The organism is Bradyrhizobium ganzhouense, assembly GCF_049949285.1.
Classification (GTDB): domain Bacteria; phylum Pseudomonadota; class Alphaproteobacteria; order Rhizobiales; family Xanthobacteraceae; genus Bradyrhizobium; species Bradyrhizobium ganzhouense.
Genome location: NZ_CP181318.1, coordinates 6,457,284 through 6,477,176, shown reverse-complemented (window position 1 = coordinate 6,477,176; position 19,893 = coordinate 6,457,284). Strand labels below are relative to the sequence as shown.

The 19,893-nt window shown below is 62.8% G+C and carries 22 protein-coding genes; 14 read left to right on the top strand and 8 right to left on the bottom strand.

The features are described from left to right. Positions 1 to 25: 25 nt before the first annotated feature. Together ACLFLU_RS29955 and ACLFLU_RS29950 are read right to left on the bottom strand one after the other, a co-directional pair. On the bottom strand, positions 26 to 301 hold the full coding sequence (locus ACLFLU_RS29955; protein WP_426408337.1) for a hypothetical protein: 276 nt from the start codon (positions 299 to 301) through the stop codon (positions 26 to 28). 99 nt (positions 302 to 400) lie between these two features. Continuing rightward, positions 401 to 1,009 (bottom strand): S24 family peptidase, encoded by a 609-nt coding sequence (locus ACLFLU_RS29950; RefSeq protein ID WP_426408336.1) that lies wholly within the window; start codon positions 1,007 to 1,009, stop codon positions 401 to 403. A gap of 163 nt (positions 1,010 to 1,172) precedes the next feature. Between ACLFLU_RS29950 and ACLFLU_RS29945 the strand changes: the two genes are divergently transcribed. The 5 genes from ACLFLU_RS29945 to ACLFLU_RS29925 all read left to right on the top strand — a co-directional run bounded on the left by ACLFLU_RS29945 (position 1,173) and on the right by ACLFLU_RS29925 (position 3,932). Continuing rightward, on the top strand, positions 1,173 to 1,706 hold the full coding sequence (locus tag ACLFLU_RS29945) for a GcrA family cell cycle regulator (protein ID WP_426408335.1): 534 nt from the start codon (positions 1,173 to 1,175) through the stop codon (positions 1,704 to 1,706). 40 nt (positions 1,707 to 1,746) lie between these two features. Beyond that, the gene (locus tag ACLFLU_RS29940) at positions 1,747 to 2,310 is read left to right on the top strand and encodes a hypothetical protein (protein ID WP_426408334.1); all 564 of its coding nucleotides are present in this window, start codon (positions 1,747 to 1,749) and stop codon (positions 2,308 to 2,310) included. A 91-nt stretch (positions 2,311 to 2,401) separates the two neighbouring features. After that, a complete protein-coding gene (locus ACLFLU_RS29935; protein WP_426408333.1) occupies positions 2,402 to 2,866 on the top strand; it encodes a hypothetical protein in 465 nt (154 codons plus the stop codon). Positions 2,867 to 3,257: 391 nt separating this feature from the next. Continuing rightward, positions 3,258 to 3,443: a hypothetical protein gene (locus ACLFLU_RS29930; RefSeq protein ID WP_027531907.1), complete on the top strand. Its 186-nt coding sequence runs from the start codon at positions 3,258 to 3,260 to the stop codon at positions 3,441 to 3,443. Positions 3,444 to 3,590: 147 nt separating this feature from the next. Then, complete coding sequence (locus tag ACLFLU_RS29925; protein WP_426408332.1) at positions 3,591 to 3,932, top strand: phasin; 342 nt, start codon at positions 3,591 to 3,593, stop codon at positions 3,930 to 3,932. Between the two features lie 192 nt (positions 3,933 to 4,124). Here ACLFLU_RS29925 and ACLFLU_RS29920 read toward each other — a convergent pair whose 3' ends face one another. Both ACLFLU_RS29920 and ACLFLU_RS29915 read right to left on the bottom strand, forming a co-directional pair. After that, complete coding sequence (locus ACLFLU_RS29920) at positions 4,125 to 4,955, bottom strand: alpha/beta fold hydrolase (protein ID WP_426408331.1); 831 nt, start codon at positions 4,953 to 4,955, stop codon at positions 4,125 to 4,127. 141 nt (positions 4,956 to 5,096) lie between these two features. After that, complete coding sequence (locus ACLFLU_RS29915) at positions 5,097 to 6,893, bottom strand: ShlB/FhaC/HecB family hemolysin secretion/activation protein (RefSeq protein ID WP_426408330.1); 1,797 nt, start codon at positions 6,891 to 6,893, stop codon at positions 5,097 to 5,099. A gap of 131 nt (positions 6,894 to 7,024) precedes the next feature. Here ACLFLU_RS29915 and ACLFLU_RS29910 point away from each other — a divergent pair, with 131 nt between their 5' ends. Together ACLFLU_RS29910 and ACLFLU_RS29905 are read left to right on the top strand one after the other, a co-directional pair. Continuing rightward, on the top strand, positions 7,025 to 8,212 hold the full coding sequence (locus ACLFLU_RS29910; protein ID WP_426408329.1) for a FecR family protein: 1,188 nt from the start codon (positions 7,025 to 7,027) through the stop codon (positions 8,210 to 8,212). A 64-nt stretch (positions 8,213 to 8,276) separates the two neighbouring features. Next, positions 8,277 to 11,021 (top strand): EAL domain-containing protein, encoded by a 2,745-nt coding sequence (locus tag ACLFLU_RS29905; RefSeq protein ID WP_426408328.1) that lies wholly within the window; start codon positions 8,277 to 8,279, stop codon positions 11,019 to 11,021. 17 nt (positions 11,022 to 11,038) lie between these two features. Here the strand turns inward: ACLFLU_RS29905 and ACLFLU_RS29900 are convergent, their stop codons facing one another. Continuing rightward, the gene (locus ACLFLU_RS29900; protein WP_426408327.1) at positions 11,039 to 11,299 is read right to left on the bottom strand and encodes a hypothetical protein; all 261 of its coding nucleotides are present in this window, start codon (positions 11,297 to 11,299) and stop codon (positions 11,039 to 11,041) included. 243 nt (positions 11,300 to 11,542) lie between these two features. On the opposite strand from ACLFLU_RS29900, the gene rocF reads away from it, so the two are divergent. The 4 genes from rocF to ACLFLU_RS29880 all read left to right on the top strand — a co-directional run bounded on the left by rocF (position 11,543) and on the right by ACLFLU_RS29880 (position 14,893). Continuing rightward, a complete protein-coding gene (gene rocF, locus ACLFLU_RS29895; RefSeq protein ID WP_426408326.1) occupies positions 11,543 to 12,520 on the top strand; it encodes an arginase in 978 nt (325 codons plus the stop codon). 159 nt (positions 12,521 to 12,679) lie between these two features. Beyond that, positions 12,680 to 13,951 (top strand): sulfite dehydrogenase, encoded by a 1,272-nt coding sequence (gene soxC / locus ACLFLU_RS29890; RefSeq protein ID WP_426408325.1) that lies wholly within the window; start codon positions 12,680 to 12,682, stop codon positions 13,949 to 13,951. Further along, complete coding sequence (locus tag ACLFLU_RS29885; RefSeq protein WP_426408324.1) at positions 13,938 to 14,477, top strand: c-type cytochrome; 540 nt, start codon at positions 13,938 to 13,940, stop codon at positions 14,475 to 14,477. The genes soxC and ACLFLU_RS29885 overlap by 14 nt, the downstream gene beginning before the upstream one ends. Before the next feature lie 119 nt (positions 14,478 to 14,596). After that, on the top strand, positions 14,597 to 14,893 hold the full coding sequence (locus tag ACLFLU_RS29880; protein ID WP_426414102.1) for a hypothetical protein: 297 nt from the start codon (positions 14,597 to 14,599) through the stop codon (positions 14,891 to 14,893). Positions 14,894 to 14,896: 3 nt separating this feature from the next. Here ACLFLU_RS29880 and ACLFLU_RS29875 read toward each other — a convergent pair whose 3' ends face one another. The 3 genes from ACLFLU_RS29875 to ACLFLU_RS29865 form a co-directional block, all read right to left on the bottom strand. After that, on the bottom strand, positions 14,897 to 16,111 hold the full coding sequence (locus tag ACLFLU_RS29875) for a mandelate racemase/muconate lactonizing enzyme family protein (RefSeq protein ID WP_426408323.1): 1,215 nt from the start codon (positions 16,109 to 16,111) through the stop codon (positions 14,897 to 14,899). A 346-nt stretch (positions 16,112 to 16,457) separates the two neighbouring features. Beyond that, complete coding sequence (locus tag ACLFLU_RS29870; protein ID WP_426408322.1) at positions 16,458 to 17,708, bottom strand: NRAMP family divalent metal transporter; 1,251 nt, start codon at positions 17,706 to 17,708, stop codon at positions 16,458 to 16,460. Between the two features lie 423 nt (positions 17,709 to 18,131). Continuing rightward, positions 18,132 to 18,317: a hypothetical protein gene (locus tag ACLFLU_RS29865; RefSeq protein ID WP_334525284.1), complete on the bottom strand. Its 186-nt coding sequence runs from the start codon at positions 18,315 to 18,317 to the stop codon at positions 18,132 to 18,134. 258 nt (positions 18,318 to 18,575) lie between these two features. Here ACLFLU_RS29865 and ACLFLU_RS29860 point away from each other — a divergent pair, with 258 nt between their 5' ends. From ACLFLU_RS29860 to ACLFLU_RS29850, 3 genes are all read left to right on the top strand, one after another. Continuing rightward, positions 18,576 to 18,836 carry a hypothetical protein gene (locus tag ACLFLU_RS29860; RefSeq protein WP_426408321.1) on the top strand — a complete coding sequence of 87 codons (261 nt, stop codon included), beginning with the start codon at positions 18,576 to 18,578 and terminating at the stop codon, positions 18,834 to 18,836. Between the two features lie 242 nt (positions 18,837 to 19,078). Next, positions 19,079 to 19,327, top strand: a complete 249-nt coding sequence (locus ACLFLU_RS29855) for a hypothetical protein (RefSeq protein ID WP_426408320.1) — start codon at positions 19,079 to 19,081, stop codon at positions 19,325 to 19,327. A 104-nt stretch (positions 19,328 to 19,431) separates the two neighbouring features. Beyond that, a complete protein-coding gene (locus ACLFLU_RS29850; RefSeq protein ID WP_426408319.1) occupies positions 19,432 to 19,680 on the top strand; it encodes a hypothetical protein in 249 nt (82 codons plus the stop codon). Positions 19,681 to 19,893: the final 213 nt, after the last annotated feature.

Sequence of the window (19,893 nt, the reverse complement as noted above, 5' to 3'; positions counted from 1 at the left end):
GTGACGCAGGCTGCTTCAGCCTGCGTCACGTCCGCTCGTGCTTACGCAGGTCACGGGCGTGATCGAGCCGGACCGCCTGGAGGTCGATATCTTCAGGCGGGATCTGGGGAAGGGCGGCCTCGGCCAGGATGGCCTCGGTGACGTCGTCGACCGAATTTTCTGCGATTTCGTGGATGAACGAGATGTTCTGGTACTCGCCGGAAGTGACGCGGGAGATGACCTCGCGTCTTGTGATCTCGGGGTCGACGATCGCCTCGCGTCCGCGCCGCCCGTAATCGATCATCACGACGAAATACTGCATGAAACGATCCTGCCGCGCCCCAAGGCCGGGTGCGCGGCAGAGTATTTCCGAAAAACGGAATTAAGTCAAGTTATATTTCCGAAAATCGGAAATCTGTGCCTATCGGCCCTTCTTGCGGGGGCGGGCCGACTTGGCGCGCAGCCGCTCGAGCTGGCCCTTGGGCATGGAGAGGCAGATCTCTCCGACCCAGTCGAGCTTGACGCCGACGATCGGCTTGGCGTTGAAGCTGTTGAGGTTGACGACGGAGGGGGTTTTCCCGCGTTCGATGGTCTTCAAATAGCGTTCACCGGTCTTGAGCCGGACCACGGCCTCTTCACCGTAGAAGCTCGACAGCGGATGGCGCTGGTCCTTGTATACGACGATCACGTCGCCGCTTTCGTATTTGGGCAGCATCGAATCGCCCAGGATCTCAAAGGCGACGGTCTCTTCCATGATCGGGAAGGGCAGCGCGATGTCGCCGAGCCCCTCTGGAGGGACCTGCTCGAAATCCGGCTCGATCACGGCGCCGGCGCCGACCCGGCCCATGATCGGCGCGAGGTTCAGCTCGAGATATTGCATGATCGGAATGATTTCCGAGGCCTTCACCAGGCGTTCGCCACCGAGGATTTCCGACACGGCGCCCGGGCGCACGCCCATCGCCGCGGCCAGCCCACCCTTGCTCTTGCCCGTCTTCTCCAGGCCCCGTTCGATCATCGCAGCGTCCAACATGGTGATTCCCTCGATTGCCTATTGGCTCTCCCTCTTGTAATCCGAAATTCGGAATTGATGCAATTATGAATATCAGAATTCGCGCTTGACTTTGACTTCGGAATAACGGAATGTGCGTTCCGCCTCCGGATCGTGCGATCGGGGCGCATCACAGGACAGCAGCATGGAACCGGGCCATTGGTCGTCGGAGCATTCCGACGCGCTTCGCGACTATTTTTTCAAGGGATTGTCATATGCGGAGATCGGAAGGGAGATTAACGCAAGGTTTGGAACGGCTTACACGCGCAATGCGGTGGTCGGTCGCGCCAAGCGGCTCGGGCTCGCCGAGCCCGCACGGATGACGAGCCCATCGATCGTGCCGTCCTTGCCGGGCGAGCCCGGTCCGCTCGCGCCGCTTCGTGTCGCAATACCCGGTCTGAACCTGCCGCCGCCATCGGCACTAAGGCCGGCCAATCCGGTCAAATTGCGCTGCGTCGGCGTCCGGCCGCGACTGATCACGCTGCTCGAGCTCGAGCGAGGCGATTGCCGCTATCCCTACGGCGGTGACAGCGAGGGAGAGGAGATCAGCTTCTGCGGTCACCCCCGTCTGCCCGGCTCGAGCTATTGCGCGCCGCATGCGCATTTGACCCGCGGTCCCGGAGCGGTGTCCAGCCGTACCGCCGGCGCCGTCGTGCTGAGGGTGATCTCCGCCGCCTGACCAGCGCCCCTTCTCAATTCAGTTTGCAAGGAGTCTTCGAGTGGCACGTGCCAGACGCAACATGTCCTACAAATTGTCCGGGCTTCACGACCGCCGATCGCGCGACCTGCCGTTCAATGCGGAATTGGCGGAGGTCGAGGTCGACAATCCCCTGGCGCTCGATCAGGACGAGAGGATCGTGGCGATGCGGTCGATCCGCAACGATCCGCTCGGCCGGCTGCACGCGCACCACCAGATCGACGAGGCGCAATATCGGGGTGGCCGCGCCTACCAGAACGACTGGGAGCGGGCGGAGCGGGGCCCTCAGGCCATGGATCCGACCCGCGAATATGTCGACGGCACGCGCTCCTGCGAGCCCATTACCGAGAGCCAGCGTCAGGCCGTATTGCGGCTGAACCGGGTCGAACACGAGCTCGGCACCGACGGTGCCGCGCTGGTGCATGACGTATTGGTGCTCGGCCTGACCATGGACCAGATCGGGCAGCGACGCGCCGTCCGCACCCAGCGCTGGAACGACTATTTCGCCCGGCGCTTTCGCGAATGCCTCGACCGGCTGGCGCTGATCTACGGCTTTGCGACGGATGCATCGGCGCGCCGCCGCTGAACAACGGTTCACGGCGCGAGAAATATTGGGCAATGATGAACCGTGATGCGGAGCGGCGAGTCCAAACCGAGAGATGAAGGGGACTCGCCGGATGAAATTCAACTGCATTGTTTCTGTGTTCGCATCGCTCTGCACGGTCGGCCCGGCCGTGGCTGCCGATCCCTTCTATGTCGGAAGCTGGACGTTGACGACGGCCGTGGTGGCACCATGGGCCGATCCGCACCGCAAGCCTGACGATGCCGAGCGCGCGCGGCTGATCGGCAAGACGGTGGTCCTTAAGTCGAGGGAAATCTCCGGTCCGCGTCCATTCGCCTGCGCCAGGCCGCGATACAACGTGACGGACTATAGTCCCGACATGCTCTTCCAGGGCGCGTTCGACGAGATGCAGCGGGCCGACAAGAAGGCTGACCCTAAGGCGCTTGCCGCTTCGCTCGGCTTCACCGGGACCCGTATCACGACGCTGGAGACCGGTTGCGAGATCGACATTCATTTCGTGGACGATGCAACCGCCGAAATCGGACTCAACGATTACGTGTATACGCTGAAGAAGCGCTAGTCCGTGGTTGCCAGTTTCCGATCACACCGGAAACAACGCGAAACGGTAGTCGAATTGACAGCGATCGGGGCCGTGTGGTGACTGATTGCTGCTTCTTGACGCAGGTGGGTGACGGCAGCGCGTATTCCTGTTATCCGGAATTGCCGTAGCACGATGCCGACGAAGCATCGCTAAGTCATACGGTTTGGCTTGATCGAGGGGTTGTTCCTTGCCATAATTGCAACTTCTCGGGTCGGGCCGAGTCTCTCCAGATTTGCAGCTCAGCACGCCAACCTGCTGGGGTGTTACGACCTAGAGTTCGCCGTCGCCATGGTGTCGGTGACGGCGTGCGGTTCTCGATAGGGCTCCCGACGCCAGATCCCGAGGGGCCGAGTTCTGTCATAGGTGCGAGATGAAAAACCTCAATTTCGCGGCTGAACTGCATCTTAAGCTCGGCGCACCCGCGAATGGTACCGTCGAAAGTCTCCGCCTGCTGCGCGCCTTTCTCAAGCTCGCTCCCCGGCAGCGCTTTGAGGTCATCAAGCTCGTCGAAGACCTCGTCACCGACGAAACTATCCCCGAACACCCGCTGTCTTGAGCCCGGCCACGGGCCAACACTACGCTTTGTCCACCTTTCAGACCGGAAAACGGACCGCCGGCTGGCGTCCGTTGCTGGCGTCTGGCCGCTGGAAGGCGGTGCGACAAATGTGGTAATCAGTCAGGAAAAAGAGGGAGGAGTGCGACCATGATCGAACCGAAGCTCGAAGTTCCGGCCGAACTGCGCGACCTAGCTGAGAAAACCATCGACCAGGCCGAGAAGGCATTCGGCATGTTTTTCGATGCCGCCACCAAATCGATGTCGTCCGTTCCCGGAGCGGGCGCGGACGTATCCAAGCAGGCGCTCGCCTTCACCGAGCAGAACATGAAGGCGGCGTTCGAACACGCTCGCAAGCTGGTTCACGCAACCGACCTTCAGGAGGCGATGCGAATTCAGTCCGAGTTCCTGCGAAGCCAGTTCACCAATGCCGGCGATCACATGCGACAGATGACCGGCAACTTCATGCAGCCGGGCAAGGACAAATCCTGACAAGGGGAAGTCCTGATTTTTCGCACCACGGCCGTGTGCTTACAAATTGATCCTGCGCAGTGACGCGCTGCGCATTTCAATTCCGTCGCAGGTCCATGATGGGCCACCGGATGAACCTCATTCGCCGTCCGTCATCCTTTCTGCAGCTGCCTTGATCTGCAGCAAAGGATCCCGGTTAGTAGTCCATCCCGGTTAGTAGTCCCCGGGATTCATGATCATCGGGGAAGTCGTATCGGCCGGCGCGAGCGCGCTGCTGGCGCTGTCGCGCAGGAAGCGGTCAAGTGTCGCCTGGATCTTCTCCTTGACCGAGTCGGGCCCGCGATCGCTCATCTCGGTATGCTGCGCACCGGTATGGATGATGTCGATGCCGCGCGCCTTGGCTTCCTCCGGTGTCGGCAGCACGCCGGGGTCGGTCTGGAAATGCGGATCCTTGGAGCGGAACGACAGGATCTTCATGTGGTCGTTGAGCACGAAGGGCACCCTGAGATTGTCGAGCGTGATCACCTTCGACACGAGCTCGGGATGCTGCTGCGCGACATACATCGAGACGTCGCCGCCATTGGAATGACCGACCAGCGTGATGTGATCGTAGTCAGCATTCTCCTGCCGTCCCTTCAACGTGTTCAGCACGTAGAGGATGTTGGCTTCGCAGCGCATATAGACCTCGCGCCGGCCGACATATTTCTGGCCGACACGGGTCATCAGGGGCGGATCGCTCGGCAGATCCTGCTGAATGCTTGCAACGAGATAGCCGCGCGCCGCAAGCACGTTGGCGAGAAAGGAATACTCGGTGGCCTTGACCGTGTTGCCATTGCTGATGATGGCGACCGGAAGCTTCCAGAGGCCGAGATTGGCCTTGGTCTCGTAGTCGCGCCGCACCGCAATATCGACCGAGATCGGCCGCTGTCGCGCGGCGTCGAACAAGGATAGCATCTCGTGTCGGATCGCGAACTTGCTGACGACGACATACTGGCCCGCCGCAAGGACGCAGAGAAAAGCCAGAATTGCAAAAACCCTCTTCATGGTTCCGTCTCAATCACTTTTGACTGAACATGGCCATTGAAAACGCCCAGATCGAGCGATCGTGAGCACATTACGGGATTAAATTTAGGCAAGTCTGTGAGAAGGGCCCCAAAGGACCGCATCGAGGCGACGCCCGCGCGGCTAGAGGCAGCCGTTTCTGCCGCGTTCGGGGCAAAGCCGGAACGCGCTCGCCAGGGTGAACAGGAAGCGCGGGCTGCGGCGCTCATTGTAGGGCGCCCGGTAGCTCAAGGGCACGGCGATGCCGAAATCCGCCTGGAAATCCTGCGGCAGGAAGAACCGTATGCCGGCACCGGCCGACGTCAGCGCAAGGCCGTCGCTCAGACGGTAACCGTCGTTCCAGACTGCGCCAGCGTCGCCGAAAGCGTAGAGCTGGTAGCCGCTCCAGTAGCGGAAATTGAGCGTCTGGTCGAAGCGCAGCTCGAGAGAGCCGGCAAGACCGTTGTCGCCGCTGATCTCGGCCGCACCATAGCCGCGGCCGAAGGCTGCGCCGCCGAGATAGAATTGCTGCGAGGTGAACAATGGCCGCGACGCGGTCTGGCTCGCCGCAGACAGCTTGAGCGACCAGGCGTCATTGAGGGTCTGGTAGCGCGTGAACCAGAGGTTCAGCACGGAGAAGTTCGAGGAGGCGCCGTCGCGCGACAGCAAATCGTCGTTGAGTTGCGAGGCGCCGAAGACGTCGAGGCCCTGGCGGTAGATCAGCGTCGCGTAGTTGGTGCCGCCGAAGCGATCCTGCAGCCGGTAATCGGCGCTCAGGCTCGCGGTCCTGATATGGTCGTTGTACCAGGGACCGTAGAGATCGTGCTCCGACACGTTGCTGAAGGTCCCGGCCATGGTGAGCGTCAGTCCGGACGCTTGCGACATGAAAGGCACGGTGCTTGCCCGCACCTCGAAAGCCTCCGTTGTGGTGATGTCGCTGTCGAGACGGCGCGCGTCGCCCGGCCGGACAGCGCTATAGAGGACGGAGGCACCGAGGCGCACGCCGTCGACGCCGACCGGTGCGTCATAGGACAGCCGCGCGAAGCCGAGCTCGCGCGGATCGTTGGCAATGGTCGACAGGTTCACCGCGAGCGTGTCGCCGGGCGTGAGGTAGGAGTTGAAGGCACCCGTCGCATAGGTCTGCCACGGTCCGACCGACGACGAGCCGAGATTGTCCAGGCCAAACGACGTGAAGACGTGCCAGGTCTTCAGATAGACGGTAAGGCGGAAGCGACCGGTCGCACCACCGATCTCCTCCAGGGCGGTATCGGTGACGCGAACCCCCGGCCGGCCGTTGATGAGGAAGAGCTGGCGTTCGAGGGTTGCCAAGCGCGACGGCTGCTCGGCCAGGACCGGCCCGAGCATTGGCCTTACGCCGAACTGCTCGGCGCCATCGCCCTTGAGATCGGCTTGCACGATCGCGCCTTCGATCACCTGGATCCGCACGCTGCCATCGGCGATGTCCTGCGGCGGCACGATGGCCCGGCTGAGATGGAAGCCGTCGGCGCGGTAGAGATCGCTGATTGCCCCCGCAATCGTGGCGAGGTCGGCTTGCGAGACCTTCTTGCCGAGATAGGGCTGATAGAGGGCGGCGATGCGATCGTAGGAGATGACGTGGGCGCCGCTGACATTGACGCCGCGCAGGACGAATTGCGGCCTGATGTCGCCGCCGGTGTTCGGCTGGCCGACCGAGGGTAACTTCACCGGAGGCCGGTTCAGAGATTCCTGCTCGGTTTGGTTTTCAAAATACTTCTCCGGCTGGCGCGGATCGAACCCCGGCTGGTTCGCCTGCTGCGCGAACGCCTGCGGAATTCCCGCAAACGCCGGTCCGAGTAGCACCAGCGCGGCAGCAAGATACCGTCCAACTGCCCCTGGTACGGACCGTTCTCGGTAGTTTGACGGAGAGGTCTCCAGGCGCCGGTAAGGATTCAGTAGCCACATGATTTTTCATAGTTTTTTATGGTCAACGATTGGTTAATGCCGCTGCCGGACTCCCGGGTTCCCGCTAAGCCAATCTTGAGTGATCTCGGATACGCATCAGGGCTCGCAGTAACGCAGGCTGAGGGGTCACCATGCTCGTTCGAATTGGAATGCAGTGCGCCTTGATGGCAGCGCTGATCCTGGGAACGGCGTCCGGTGCATCCGCTGCGGATGACGGCGTCTGGTCGGTCAGCAAGTCATCGGGCGAGGTCTGGCTCGCGACCAGCGGCACCCAGCAGGTGTCGCTCAATCAGCAGGAGACTCTGAAGCCGGGGGATACCATCCGCACCGGGCGCAACGGCCGTGTGCTGCTCGTTCGCGGCGAAGAGACGATTTTGATCTCTCCCAATTCGGTGGTCGGTGTGCCCGCCGAGAAGAAGGAGGGGCTCTCGACCACCATCATCCAGCAGGCGGGTTCGATCCTGCTCGAGGTCGAGAAGCGCAACGTCAAGCATTTCGAGGTCGAGACGCCGTATCTCGCCGCTGTGGTCAAGGGCACGCATTTCAGCGTCACGGTGGGCGCGGGCAGCACCAAGGTTGGTGTGCTCCGTGGACAGGTTGAAGTCTCCGATTTCAGGACTGGCCAGATTGCCCAGGTCATGCCGGGACAGGCGGCCACTGCCTTCGAGCACGGCAAGCCCGGTCTCAGCCTGAGCGGTGCCGGCACGTTCAGTCCAATCGAGCAAGGCAAGCCACGCGCCTCGACGATCGAGCGTGTGCCCGTGCCGAAGTTGGGCCTGTCGATACCGCGCCATGCGGCGAACGGCCATGCGCTTGGCACGATCGACAAGGGCAGCAAGACGGCCGGCGCACCGGCGCGATCGCGCCAGTCAAGCGAAACTCATACGCTCAGGACCGGAGTGGTGCGCATCTCGAGCTCGCTCGGCGAGGTTAAGCTGAACTTCCACAAGGTCACGCATGGGCTCGCCCACGACACCGTCGCACCAGGACGGGTGCGTAACGCGAATGCCAGCAGCGACACGGTATGGAGCGATAGCAAGTCGAGCACGACGACCACGGCTGCCAACAGCTCCACTGCAACAGCGGTCGCAGTGAGCAGCAGCGCACCTGCTTCCAGTGCCACATCGACGTCCTTGAGCGTGCCGACGTCTGTTGCGGCCGCCGCCAGCTCGAACAACGCGACCGACGGTAGCTCGGGAAGCGGGACCAGCGGGAATGCTGCGACCGGCAACGGAAATAGCGGCAACGGGAACAGTGGCAACGGGAACGGGAACAGCGGCAACAACGGCAACCACTACGGTTGGTACAAGCATCACTAGAGCCGTGCTGTCGTCATAGGGGGGAGCACTTGGCGGCGAGCGCTGCCAGTGCAGGGGGAGCAAGGTGAAACGCTATCGGCCACATATTCTTGTCGTGATTGCTCTGGCAGTCGTACTGTCCACGGGATGGCACGGCTCGCTTCGCAACGCGCTCACTGATTTGCGGTTCGCCTGGCAGTCGCGGGAGGCCAGCGGCAACGTCGTCGTGGTCGCCATCGATGCGCCCTCGATCGATCAGATCGGCGTATGGCCTTGGCCGCGCAGCCTGCACGCTGATCTCCTGCACAGGCTCGAGGCCGCTGGTGCACGGGATGTGGCTTTTGACATCGATTTCAGCACGCCGTCGGATCCGGCCTCCGACGAAGCCTTCCTCACCGCGCTTCGTGAAGTCGGCGGCTCGACGATTTTGCCGTCCTTCAAGCAGCCGACACCCAATGGGGGGGCGGCTCATATCAATCGCCCCCTGAAGCCATTCGGCAACCAGTCGTGGCCGGCCGTGGTCAATGTGGCGGTCGAATCTGATGGGCTCGTTCGCCGCTATCCGATCGGCGAGAAGCTCGGCGAGGCGCAGATGCCGTCGATGGCCGTCGTGTTGGCCGGGCAGGACGCCAATCGGCGGCCGCCTTTCCTGATCGACTTCAGCATTCGGGCGACATCGATTCCCAGTGTTTCCTATGTCGACGTGCTGCGGGGCGATGCTGTGACCCTCGATAAGCTGAGGGACAAGAAGGTCATCGTCGGTGCCACCGCACTCGAACTGGGCGACCGGTTCAGTGTCCCGAATGGCCGCATCGTTGCGGGGCCTGTCCTTCAGGCGTTGGCGACAGAATCGGTCCTCCAGAACCGCATGCTGCGCTGGACGTCCAATGCAGGCATGATCTTGGGCCTGGGTCTGATCTGCCTGCTGATGATGTATTCATGGCGCCGCGTCGCACCGGGTGTCCGCGTCGCGATCCTGATCGCAGCCGGGGCAGGCATCGAACTGGCCGCTGTGCTTGTGCAGGAACGTTGGCCGCTCGTTATCGACACATCGCTGTTCCACATCGCGATCGTCGCCTATCTGACGGCGATCGCGCTGGACGAGATCGATTTCCGCAGTCTGCTGGGGCGCATCGCCGAAAGCCGCTTTCATCGCATAGCGATGTCGCTCGGCGATGGCCTGGTCTGCACCGATGAACATCACCGGATCACGGTCTGGAATCCCGGCGCGAGCGCGATCTTCGGCTACATGCCGACCGAGATGATCGGTCGTCCGTTCGAAACGCTTTGCGCAATACCGGCGGAGGGCGGAACAAAGACCTTTGCCATGCGCGACGCCGCGCGCCAGGCGCTGCTGGTCCCCGGCGGTGCCGTCGTCGTCGAGTTCGAGGGCCGGCGCAAGAATGGCGAGACCTTCCCGGTCGAGGCGAGTTTCTCGGGCTGGCAGGGGACGGAGGGCTTCCAATACGGCGCGATCCTCCGCGACATCTCCGTGCGCAAGCGCGAGGCCGAACGCGTCCGATATCTCGCCGAGTATGATGCGCTAACCGGTCTTGTTAATCGCAACACGCTGCATGCGGGACTCGCCAGCCTGATTGTTGCGGCGGAGCGGCGGTCCTCCGAAGTCGCGCTGCTCGTGCTGGGACTCGATGGGTTTCAACAGATCAACGACATGCTTGGACATTCGATCGGCGATCTCGTGCTGCGGGCGGTCGCTGAACGCCTGCGGAGCGAGGTCGATGGCAAGGCGGTGGTCGCCCGGCTCAGCGGCGACGAGTTTGCTATTGCGCTGGATTGCGCGGATAGCGACGAGCCGGTTGCCGCGTTCGCCGAGCGGATTGCGCGCGCATTCGAGGCGCCGCTTGTGACAGGAACGCGCAAGCATCGTGTCAGGATCAGCATCGGCGTCGCCGTCCATCCGGAGGGTGGACAGAGCGCGGATGATCTCCTGAGCAACGGCCATCTCGCGTTGAGCCGCGCCAAGGCGACCCGGCGTGGCAGCCATGTGATCTTCGAGAGCGTGATCAGGCAGGAGCTGGAGAACCGGCTGACGCTGGAGACCGAACTGGCGCTTGCCGCAGATCGCGGCGAGTTCGAGCTGTTTTATCAGCCACAGGTTCGCCTGATTGATGGAGGCCTGGTCGGAGCTGAAGCGCTGATCCGCTGGCGGCATCCGGTGCGCGGTTACGTGTCACCCGGAGAGTTCATGCCGGTGGTCAACACCTCGGCCCTGTCCGAGCGGATCGCGAACTGGGTGATGGAGACCGCGGGCCGGCAGGCGCGTGCGTGGGAGTTGTCGGGCAACGCTGTACGCGTCGCAATCAACCTCTCGCCGTCGCAGCTCCACTCCGGCGATCTCGCGCATTCGGTTGCGGAGTTGCTGACAACGACGGGGCTAACCCCCTCGCTGCTCGAGATCGAAGTCACCGAGGATATCCTGCTGCATGACGAGGGCCGGGTGCTCGACATGTTCAAGCGGATCCAGCAGCTTGGCGTCCGCATCCTGTTCGACGATTTCGGAACGGGCTATGCGAGCCTGAGCTATCTGAAGAAGTTTCCGCTCGACGGGCTCAAGATCGACCGCTCATTCGTGCTCGATCTGCTCGCGGATTCCGACGACGCTGCGATCGTCGGCTCGACCATCGGCCTCAGCAGGCAGCTCGGTCTCTCGGTTGTTGCCGAAGGCATCGAGAATCGCGCGACGGCGGACTTCCTGGTCAGCATGGGCTGCGAGGAAGGGCAGGGCTACTTCTTCGGCCGTCCGATGCCTGCCGACGCGTTCGAGAAGCAGTTTTTGGCGGCCGAGCTGGAAACTGTCAGCGCTGCCTAAGCGCTCCTGTTTGGGTTCTAGCGCCGGCGCGCAACCGCTACGCCAAAGAGGAAAGCGACGAACAGGCTGGCCAGGGGCGCTTCGCGCGTGATTGCCGCCACTGTCGAGAGCGGCCGTCCGGGCTTTCGCGCTTCATTGATCGTGTAAGTGAGGCGATCGACGGCGGCACGCAATCCGCCTGCGACTTCGCCGATGGTGTGGGACACATCGGTCGCTGTATCGATGGCGCGCTCGGCCATGCCGGGCTGAGGATTGGGCTGCGGTATGTCCGTGCTCAAGCTCGCGGCCTCCAGATATGACGAAGAAACTGAGGCCGGCACCTTTGGCTATCCGCGCGTGCGCTCGTTTTGAACAGCGGGCCCGAAGACCTTTGGCTATCCGCGACATGCGCCGTTTTGAACGGCGGGTGCCGGCCTTGCAGAGAAAATGCGGCGCGCGGGAATTTGTTCCGTATCCCCGTGAAACGACGGATGCGAATCTCTGTTACGCTGGCGCAGCCTTGCCGATATCAGGAGGTTGCCGTGACCGATCGAACCATCACGGATCGAGCCCAGCGGATCGCGCTGCTGGGTGCGCCCATCGATATGGGCGCTTCACAGCGCGGCACCTTGATGGGGCCCGCGGCGCTGCGTACTGCCGGCCTTGCAACCCTGCTTGAAGGCCTGGATCTCGAGGTTGTCGACTACGGCGATCTCTCCGTGGCCGAGGTCCGGGATCTCGCCGACAGGCCGCCGGAGAAGGCCAATCACTATCGCGAAATCCAGCGCTGGGCGCGCATGCTCAGTCGGCGCGGCTATGAGATCGCGCAAACCGGTGCCCTGCCGATCTTCCTCGGGGGAGATCACACGCTGTCAATGGGTTCGGTCAACGCCATGGCCAGACATTGGCAGGAGTGTGGACGCGAGCTGTTCGTGCTCTGGCTCGACGCCCATGCCGACTACAATACGCCGGAGACGACGATCACAGCCAATATGCACGGCATGTCGGCGGCGTTCCTGTGCGGCGAGGCCGGCCTCGACGGCCTGCTGGGCGATGATCCGCGCGCCTCGATTGCTCCGGACAGGCTCGACCTGTTCGGTGCGCGTTCAATCGACAAGCTCGAAAAGGAGCTGATGCGCGCACGCCGGATCAGGATTGTCGACATGCGCCAGATCGACGAGTTCGGCGTCGCGGTGCTGATCCGGCGCGTGATCGAGCGCGTCAAGGCCAGCAACGGCGTGCTGCATGTCAGCTTCGATGTCGATTTTCTTGATCCCAGCGTCGCGCCGGGTGTCGGCACCACGGTGCCGGGAGGGGCGACCTATCGCGAGGCGCATCTGATCATGGAGTTACTGCACGATTCCGGCGTGGTGGGATCGGTCGACATCGTCGAGCTCAATCCGTTCCTGGACGAGCGCGGCCGCACTGCACGCACCGCGGTCGAATTGATCGGCAGCCTGTTCGGTCAGCAGATCACCGATCGGCCGACACCCAGCAATGCAATCGCGCCGGGTGAGTGATACGCGAGCCATTGTGCATCGCAAAGAATGGAACTGCTGCCGCCGCCGGCGGATTTAGGTCAGTCCTGATCGAAATCGCCTGTTTTTGAAATGCACGCGAATTGCAAATGCGCGTCGCGGAAGGTTTCATGCGGGCCGAGCTTCATCCGAGGGTCCGCTATGAGCAGCACGATCGACACGAGCGACAAATCCGCAACGACTACACGCCGTCGCTTCCTGAAAGGGAGCGGCGCTGTGGCAGGCGGCGTCGTCCTGGGAGCCGGTGCATCAGCCGCCGCGGAGACCGAAAACCTTCCGCCTAACGTCCCCGATTGGATGAAGGCGCCGGGCGATCCGATGGGAAGCCAGCCCTACGGAGCGCCGTCACCGTTCGAGAAGGGCGTCGTCAAGAACATCTCGAAGAACCTCAAACAGTACATCTCCGCGTCCGGCCGGACGCCATTGCAGGAACTCGACGGCATCATCACGCCGAACGGTCTGTTCTACGAGCGGCATCACGGCGGCGTTCCGACCATCGACCCGGCGCAGCACCGGCTGATGCTTCATGGCCTCGTCGAACGGCCCCTGATCTTCACCATGGACGATCTGCGGCGCTTCCCTTCGGAGTCGCGCATCCATTTTCTCGAATGCTCCGGTAATCCCGGTTACACCAAGCCCTATGGCAAGACGGCGTCGGACCTCGTCGGCCTGCTGAGCTGCGCCGAATGGACGGGCGTCAGCCTGAAGCTGGTACTCCAGGAGGCTGGACTGAAGCCTGAGGCCAAATGGGTGATCGCCGAAGGCGCTGACGCGGCAGCACTGACCCGCAGCATACCGATTGAGAAGTGTCTCGAGGATGCCATGCTCGTCTATAGCCAGAACGGCGAGCGGCTTCGTCCGCAGCAGGGTTATCCGTTGCGGCTGCTCCTGCCGGGTTTTGAAGGCAATATGAACGTGAAGTGGTTGCGGCGCCTGCACGTGGTTACGGAGCCCGCTTACTCGCGCGAGGAGACCTCGAAGTACACCGACCTGCTGCCGGACGGTACGGCACGAGAGTTTTCTTACTACATGGAAGCGAAGTCGATCATCACGCGTCCATCGGGCGCCCAGCGCCTCAGCGCGCCCGGATTCCATGAAATCACCGGGATCGCCTGGAGTGGCCACGGCAAGATCAAGCGGGTCGAGGTGTCCGTCGATGATGGTAAGAGCTGGCAGGATGCGCAATTGCAGGAGCCGGTGCTGACCCGTGCCCTCACGCGCTTCCGTCTGCCCTGGCAATGGGACGGCAAGCCCGCGGTGATCCAGAGCCGCGCAATCGATGAAACAGACTACGTGCAGCCGACGCTTGCCGAGTTGCTTGCGGTACGCGGCGAGAATTATTTCTACCACAACAATGCGATCTGGCCCTGGCGCATCGCGGCCGACGGGGAGGTGACCAATGCGCTGGCGTAAAATCTGCGGCGGCGCCCTCGCAATCTTGCTCTGCGCTTCAGCGGGCGCAGCGCAGGCGCAAAGTCGCTACGGCATCGGGCGGCCCGCGACGGCTGCCGAGATCGCGGGCTGGAATATCGATGTCGGGCGCGATGGCAGCAATCTGCCGAAAGGGAGCGGTTCAGTCAGCCATGGAGGCGAGGTGTTCGCCCAGCAATGTGCGTCATGTCACGGCGACAACGGTGAGGGCGGAGTAGGTGATCGGCTCGTCGGTGGGCAGGGCACGATCGGGACAGCCAAACCGGTCCGCACCGTCGGAAGCTTCTGGCCTTATGCGCCAACATTGTTCGACTACATCCGTCGCGCCATGCCGCAGAACGCGCCGCAGTCGCTGAGCAATGAAGACGTGTACGCAGTGTCGGCTTACATCCTGAACTTGAATGGATTGGTCGGCGCGGATGCGACGCTCGATGCCAAATCGCTCGCGGCGATCAAAATGCCGAACCGCGACAAGTTCGTCGGTGACGCACGTCCCGACGTGAAGTGAATGAAGCGACATGGTCGAGTTTCGGGGATTGGCTCGGAACTTGCTTAAGTCTAGCGCGGACTCAAGTCTGGCGCGGAACTCGTTGGCCGCATTTGAATTAACCTGCGAGAGGAAAAATGATGGGTCTTTCGATGACAACTGACCGCTTCGCAAACTCCCTGTCCTCGGCGCTTCGCCATCCCGGTGTGATCGCGTTGATTGTGGCCGGCGTGACAATTGCTGCGATGTTGATCGTTGATCACGGCCCCTGGAACCGTGCCAAGACCCAGCCGGCTCATGTCGCGATGTATGCGACCACAGGTGAAGCCGCTCACGCGGCAGGCGCGAAGGTGCTTCCGACCGAACCAAAATCGCCGGTCGAACCGGAGCGGCCGGGGCCCAAGACGTCCCCGACCGTCAATCCGGTGACGCCGTAGGCGTCAGCTCTTGCGGCCGTAGCTGAGGAGCCCGCCTGTCGTCTTCGGCGGATGGGCGCGAAGCGCCTCCTCGTTCGGCTCGGTGCCCCAGCCCGGACGGTCTGGAATGATCAGATGGCCGTTCTGGATCTCCGGCTCATGCGTGAACAGCTCGCGATCCCAGGCGAGGCGGTCGATGTCGATCTCCATGATACGCAGGTTCGGCACCGCCGCGCAGAAATGCGCGTTCATCATCGAGCAGAGATGGCCGTAGAAATTATGCGGCGCGACGTTGACCTCGAACGCTTCCGCGGCTGAAGCGATTTTCATCGACTGCCACACGCCGTTCCAGGGTGTGTCGATGATTGCGACGTCCATCGCCTGCTCGTGGAAATAGGGCAGGAATTCGCGCAGGCCCAATAGCGTCTCGCAGGACGAGATCGGATGCGGACTCTGCCTGCGGATATAGCCGAGGGCTTGCGGGTTGAAGCTATCGATCTCGATCCAGAACATGTCGAGATCGGCGATCGTGCGCAGGATCTTCAAATAGCCTTCGGTCTTGGCATTGAAGTTGCAATCGAGCAGGATGTCGACGTCGGGACCCGCGCCATCGCGGATCGCTTCCAGATGCATGCGCAGGTCGCGCAGGATCTTGCGGTCGACATTGATCTCGGGCGCAAAGGGCGAGCCGAAGCCGGGTCGCCAGCCGGTCGGCTTGCCGTCGTCATAGGAAAAGATGTTGGTCTTGAGCGCGGTGAACTTCTTCTCGCGTACCTCGCGGCCCATCGCCTTGACGCCGTCGAGATTTTCGATCGGCGGCTTGTACCAGGACGGATGATTGATCCGCCAGGTCGCGCAATGCGACCAGTAGACCCGGACACGGTCGCGGATCTTGCCGCCGAGGAGTTCGTAGCAGGGCACGCCCAGGCATTTCGCCTTGGCATCGAGCAGCGCATTCTCGATCGCGCCGAGCGCCTGTGCCACCACGCCGCCGGCCGCGGGACGTGTGGCCGCGAACAGCTCGGCATGGATGCGCTCATGCTGGAAGACATTCTGGCCGATGACGCGGGCGGACAGGCGTTGGATCGCAGCGCCCACGCCGGGCGAGCCAAAGCCCTCGTCGAACTCGCTCCAGCCGACGATGCCGTCTTCCGTCGTTACCTTGACGAAGTGGTAGTTTCTCCAGCCGGCGTCGCAGGCGAGGATTTCGAGACTTGTTGCTTTTGATGATTTTGTCATGTCGCTCCCTGTCGCCCGGCCGGGCGTTGTTGGTTTTGTGTCCCGGTCGTAAGCCCGAGCCCAGCCACAATTGTTAGGCTAACGACCGGCAGCCGTGAAGCCTGCCGAGATTGCGGCCGGAGGCGTCTTCCGTGCCGTTTGGGTGGAAAACTCCGTAGAATCCGGTGGGGATAGCCAGGATCGTCCGAAATTGCGCCAAGCCCAGACGTTTTGGCCGCGAGGGCGCCCTTGTATTTGGGGAGACAAAAATGCTTTCGGCCGACCAGTTCCTGCGGTTCGTCAGCGTGCCGGCCGTGTTCGCGGCCTTCGTCATCGCGTCGCAGATTTCGGCGGCGCTGTCGCCGCTCTAGCCGATCGCGAATGAGCCGAGCAGAGCGAGGACGGCCAGCGCCATCAGCACGGTGCCGAGCCAGCCCAGCGTGACGAGCCAAGACCGGGCCTTGAACCGCCCCATGATTGTCCCGTTCGAGACGATCAGCATCATCATCGCCATGATCGGGACGGCGACGATGCCGTTGAGCACGGCGCTCCACACCAGCATGTGGATCGCGCTGATGCCGGTAAAGCCGAGGCCGAAGCCGATCACGGTCGCGGCCGCGATGATGGTGTAGAAGCCGACCGCCTTCTCCGGCTTTGCCTCCAGCGTGGCACGCCAGCCGAAAATGTCCGCAACGCCATAAGCCGCCGAGCCCGCCAACACCGGGATCGCCAGCAGGCCCGTGCCGATGATGCCGAGTGCGAACAGCGCAAAGGTAAAGTCGCCGGCGAGCGGACGCAGCGCCTCGGCCGCCTCCGTCGCCGAATTGATGTTGGTGACCCCGTTGGCGTTAAGCACGGCGGCCGTGGTCAGGATGATGAAGAAAGCGATGCCGTTCGACAGCAGCATGCCGAGCGTGGTGTCGACCTTGATGCGTGCGAGCTCGGGATCTCCGCCGCGCTGCGTCTCCTCGCGCAGCGGCCGGTCGCGCTTGCCCTGGTTCATCTCCTCGACCTCCTGGGAGGCCTGCCAGAAGAAGAGGTAGGGGCTGATGGTGGTGCCGAGGACCGCCACCACCATCATGAGGTAATCGGCGTTGACGGTCGCCTTCGGCCACACCGTGGCAAGCAGCGCCGTACTCCACGGGATGTTCACGGTGAAGGCGGTGGCGACATAGGCGAACAGCGTCAGCGTCAGGAATTTCAGCACCGGCGAGTAGCGTCGATAGGGCACGAACACCTGGAGCAGGGTCGATCCGGCCGCGAAGATCAGCGCGTGCTCGTGATTGAGCCCGCCAATGACCAGCGAAAGCGCCTCCGCCATCGCCGCGATGTCGGCGGCGATGTTGAAGGTGTTGGCGGCGACGAGCAGCGCCACCAGCCCCATCACGATCCAGCGCGGCGCGAGCTGCAGGATGTTGGCGGCCAACCCCTTGCCGGTGACCCGGCCGATCTGTGCACTGACGAGCTGGATCGCGATCATGAACGGCAGGGTCAGAAATATCGTCCAGAGCAGCCCGTAGCCGAATTGCGCGCCGGCCTGGGAATAGGTGGCTATGCCCGACGGATCGTCGTCGGCCGCGCCGGTGATCAGGCCGGGACCGAGCCGCTGCAGCAGCATCGGAGCGGACTTCGTCGGCGCGTCGGCGCGGCCATGTTTGGCGGGGAGGTGTTGCGATCGGTTCGACAGGGCTGACCTTCCGGTAATTGCGAAATTCAAGGCCTAAGCGCGATCATAGCCGGAAAGTTCCTCGGCCGGTCAGCGACATGCCGTGCCGCGATCTTTCTCCAGCGGCGGTCTAGCTCCGCGTCACGACAAGACCGTGACCCCGCTTGCGGCGGCGCGCGATGCCCTTGCGAAGCACGTTGAGATTGTAGGGAGCGTCATAAGCCATTGCTTGACGCCGACCAAGGTCGCCCGGCGGCCATGAGCACTCGGCCGCCGCCGTCCGCAAGGAGCTGGCGGCCGAGCCCGCCCACCGGTCGCCGAGCAGCGGCACGTGCGATCATCGAGCCCGGCCTTCGATGGACGCCGGGCTTCGTGCTACTTGATGCTGACGAACATGCCCCAGGCGGCGGCGAGCGCAGCGCCAGTGAAGACGACCACCGGATTGTCGCAGAAGGTGCTGCCATAGCTGCACACGTTCGAGCCGAACTGGCCGAGTTCGTGATGGCTCGCGGAGTAGAACAGTCCTGACAGTCCCAGCAATGCGGCGGCGACGTAATACATCGCGCATCTCTCCTTGGAACACGTGTGTGCCAGCATGGCGCGGAGAGATTTCATTCGGCCGAATCCGCTTCGTTGCATTTGATTTAAAGTTTGACTCGTTGGGTAAAGCCCGTGCCCGATCGCGGCCGCGATTGAACCTGCAGCCTCGCCCGTGACACCAAGACAGGCAGAGCTATTGCCATAGCTGCCGGGGCCTTGCCGACTGATCGGCAATTGGGCCCGGTCATCGGCAGGCCGGCCTGACGAACGGATGCTTGCATGAACCCCGCGCTCGATCTTCTCTATCGCCTGGTTGCGCTCGGGATCAGCATCTATTGCGCCCGCAAGGCCTGGTATGGCTATGTCGAGCGAAAGATCCTGTTCATCAGTGATGATTGGCTGGACTGGTCACGCTGGTCGCGGCAGGAATTTGACCGGGACACCATGCCGATCCGTTACTGGATGCAGATGGTCGGCACCGCCTTCGGCGCGCTTCTCTGTCTCGTCGGTGCGATCATCGGTTGGCAGCCGAATGGCTGAGTATCCGTCAGTCCAGCGCGATCCGGCTTGCGCGACGACGAAACAACTTTGAAACAGTCCTGAAACCAGATCGTCCTGAACGCCTTCGCCGCTGGACCCGACCAACGGAGCGAAAAGGAGATCGCCATGATCCAGGTCGGTTCGAAGGAAGAAGTCGCGTTGCTGCTGGCACTGTTCGGGACCCATACCCAGCCCATCAGGAAGCCCAGGCCGAAATCGCAGCAGGGCTGAGATACGAACCCATGGCGGGGTTGGCCGATTGCCTGAGCTTTCTGCGTTTGCTGATCGCGCGAGGAGATCCGAAAGGCATTCCGCTGGCGATGAGCGCGATCGACGATTATGTCGCGATGGCGCCGGTCAGCGCACGCAGTCGCGGCCTGCGCGTGCTCCAGCAGGACGCGCTCGAGCTGCATGTGACTTCGGTCGGCGTGCAGCGCTCATTTGCCGAGACGGTGGACGCTTATATCGCGCGGAAGCTGGCGGAGGAGTAGGGGGCGCTTGCTCCGGTTCCCGCAAGGCAGCTGGCATCGCTCTTGCTGCACGATGGCTTCATCCCGGCCCGGCCGATCGGGCCGTTTCAGATTGAGGCGATCACATGCAGACAACGTCCCGTTTCGAAGCGACCGCGCTCCACGCTCTGATCTCCGACCTGCGCTGGCGGATCCAGATGCTCGACAGCGACATTGCCGAGGAGGAGCGCAATGCCGGCAATGCCGATCCCGGCAGCCCCACCTATTCGATGCTGGCGCTGGCCTTGCGCTCGCGCAGGGACAATATGCGGGCCACGATCGCCATGTTGCGGGGACGGGAAGAGCGCGCGGCGGAGTTGTCGCAAGCTGCGTGAGCGACTGGGCGTCCTTCAAGCGGAACGAACGCGACCGGAGATCGCGCCGCGTTCGTGCGATTGATCCCTGTGCGACCGCTGCGCTGGCGGCAGCACGGTCGTTGCGGCTCCGTTAGGAACTTTCGGCTCTGAATCCGAATTTATATGGTGGCCGGTTTGCCGCCGATTGACCGGCCTGGAATGGCGGCTCCGGCGCCCAGGCCCCCGTCCGCG

What these genes read in the sequence shown, in the direction of transcription:
- ACLFLU_RS29955 (WP_426408337.1), bottom strand. Translation starts at nt 301, where the DNA reads ATGCAGTATTTCGTCGTGATGATCGATTACGGGCGGCGCGGACGCGAG.
- ACLFLU_RS29950 (WP_426408336.1), bottom strand. Translation starts at nt 1,009, where the DNA reads ATGTTGGACGCTGCGATGATCGAACGGGGCCTGGAGAAGACGGGCAAG.
- ACLFLU_RS29945 (WP_426408335.1), top strand. Translation starts at nt 1,173, where the DNA reads ATGGAACCGGGCCATTGGTCGTCGGAGCATTCCGACGCGCTTCGCGAC.
- ACLFLU_RS29935 (WP_426408333.1), top strand. Translation starts at nt 2,402, where the DNA reads ATGAAATTCAACTGCATTGTTTCTGTGTTCGCATCGCTCTGCACGGTC.
- ACLFLU_RS29930 (WP_027531907.1), top strand. Translation starts at nt 3,258, where the DNA reads ATGAAAAACCTCAATTTCGCGGCTGAACTGCATCTTAAGCTCGGCGCA.
- ACLFLU_RS29925 (WP_426408332.1), top strand. Translation starts at nt 3,591, where the DNA reads ATGATCGAACCGAAGCTCGAAGTTCCGGCCGAACTGCGCGACCTAGCT.
- ACLFLU_RS29920 (WP_426408331.1), bottom strand. Translation starts at nt 4,955, where the DNA reads ATGAAGAGGGTTTTTGCAATTCTGGCTTTTCTCTGCGTCCTTGCGGCG.
- ACLFLU_RS29915 (WP_426408330.1), bottom strand. Translation starts at nt 6,893, where the DNA reads ATGTGGCTACTGAATCCTTACCGGCGCCTGGAGACCTCTCCGTCAAAC.
- ACLFLU_RS29910 (WP_426408329.1), top strand. Translation starts at nt 7,025, where the DNA reads ATGCTCGTTCGAATTGGAATGCAGTGCGCCTTGATGGCAGCGCTGATC.
- soxC (WP_426408325.1), top strand. Translation starts at nt 12,680, where the DNA reads ATGAGCAGCACGATCGACACGAGCGACAAATCCGCAACGACTACACGC.
- ACLFLU_RS29885 (WP_426408324.1), top strand. Translation starts at nt 13,938, where the DNA reads ATGCGCTGGCGTAAAATCTGCGGCGGCGCCCTCGCAATCTTGCTCTGC.
- ACLFLU_RS29880 (WP_426414102.1), top strand. Translation starts at nt 14,597, where the DNA reads ATGGGTCTTTCGATGACAACTGACCGCTTCGCAAACTCCCTGTCCTCG.
- ACLFLU_RS29875 (WP_426408323.1), bottom strand. Translation starts at nt 16,111, where the DNA reads ATGACAAAATCATCAAAAGCAACAAGTCTCGAAATCCTCGCCTGCGAC.
- ACLFLU_RS29870 (WP_426408322.1), bottom strand. Translation starts at nt 17,708, where the DNA reads ATGCTGCTGCAGCGGCTCGGTCCCGGCCTGATCACCGGCGCGGCCGAC.
- ACLFLU_RS29865 (WP_334525284.1), bottom strand. Translation starts at nt 18,317, where the DNA reads ATGTATTACGTCGCCGCCGCATTGCTGGGACTGTCAGGACTGTTCTAC.
- ACLFLU_RS29860 (WP_426408321.1), top strand. Translation starts at nt 18,576, where the DNA reads ATGAACCCCGCGCTCGATCTTCTCTATCGCCTGGTTGCGCTCGGGATC.
- ACLFLU_RS29855 (WP_426408320.1), top strand. Translation starts at nt 19,079, where the DNA reads ATGGCGGGGTTGGCCGATTGCCTGAGCTTTCTGCGTTTGCTGATCGCG.
- ACLFLU_RS29850 (WP_426408319.1), top strand. Translation starts at nt 19,432, where the DNA reads ATGCAGACAACGTCCCGTTTCGAAGCGACCGCGCTCCACGCTCTGATC.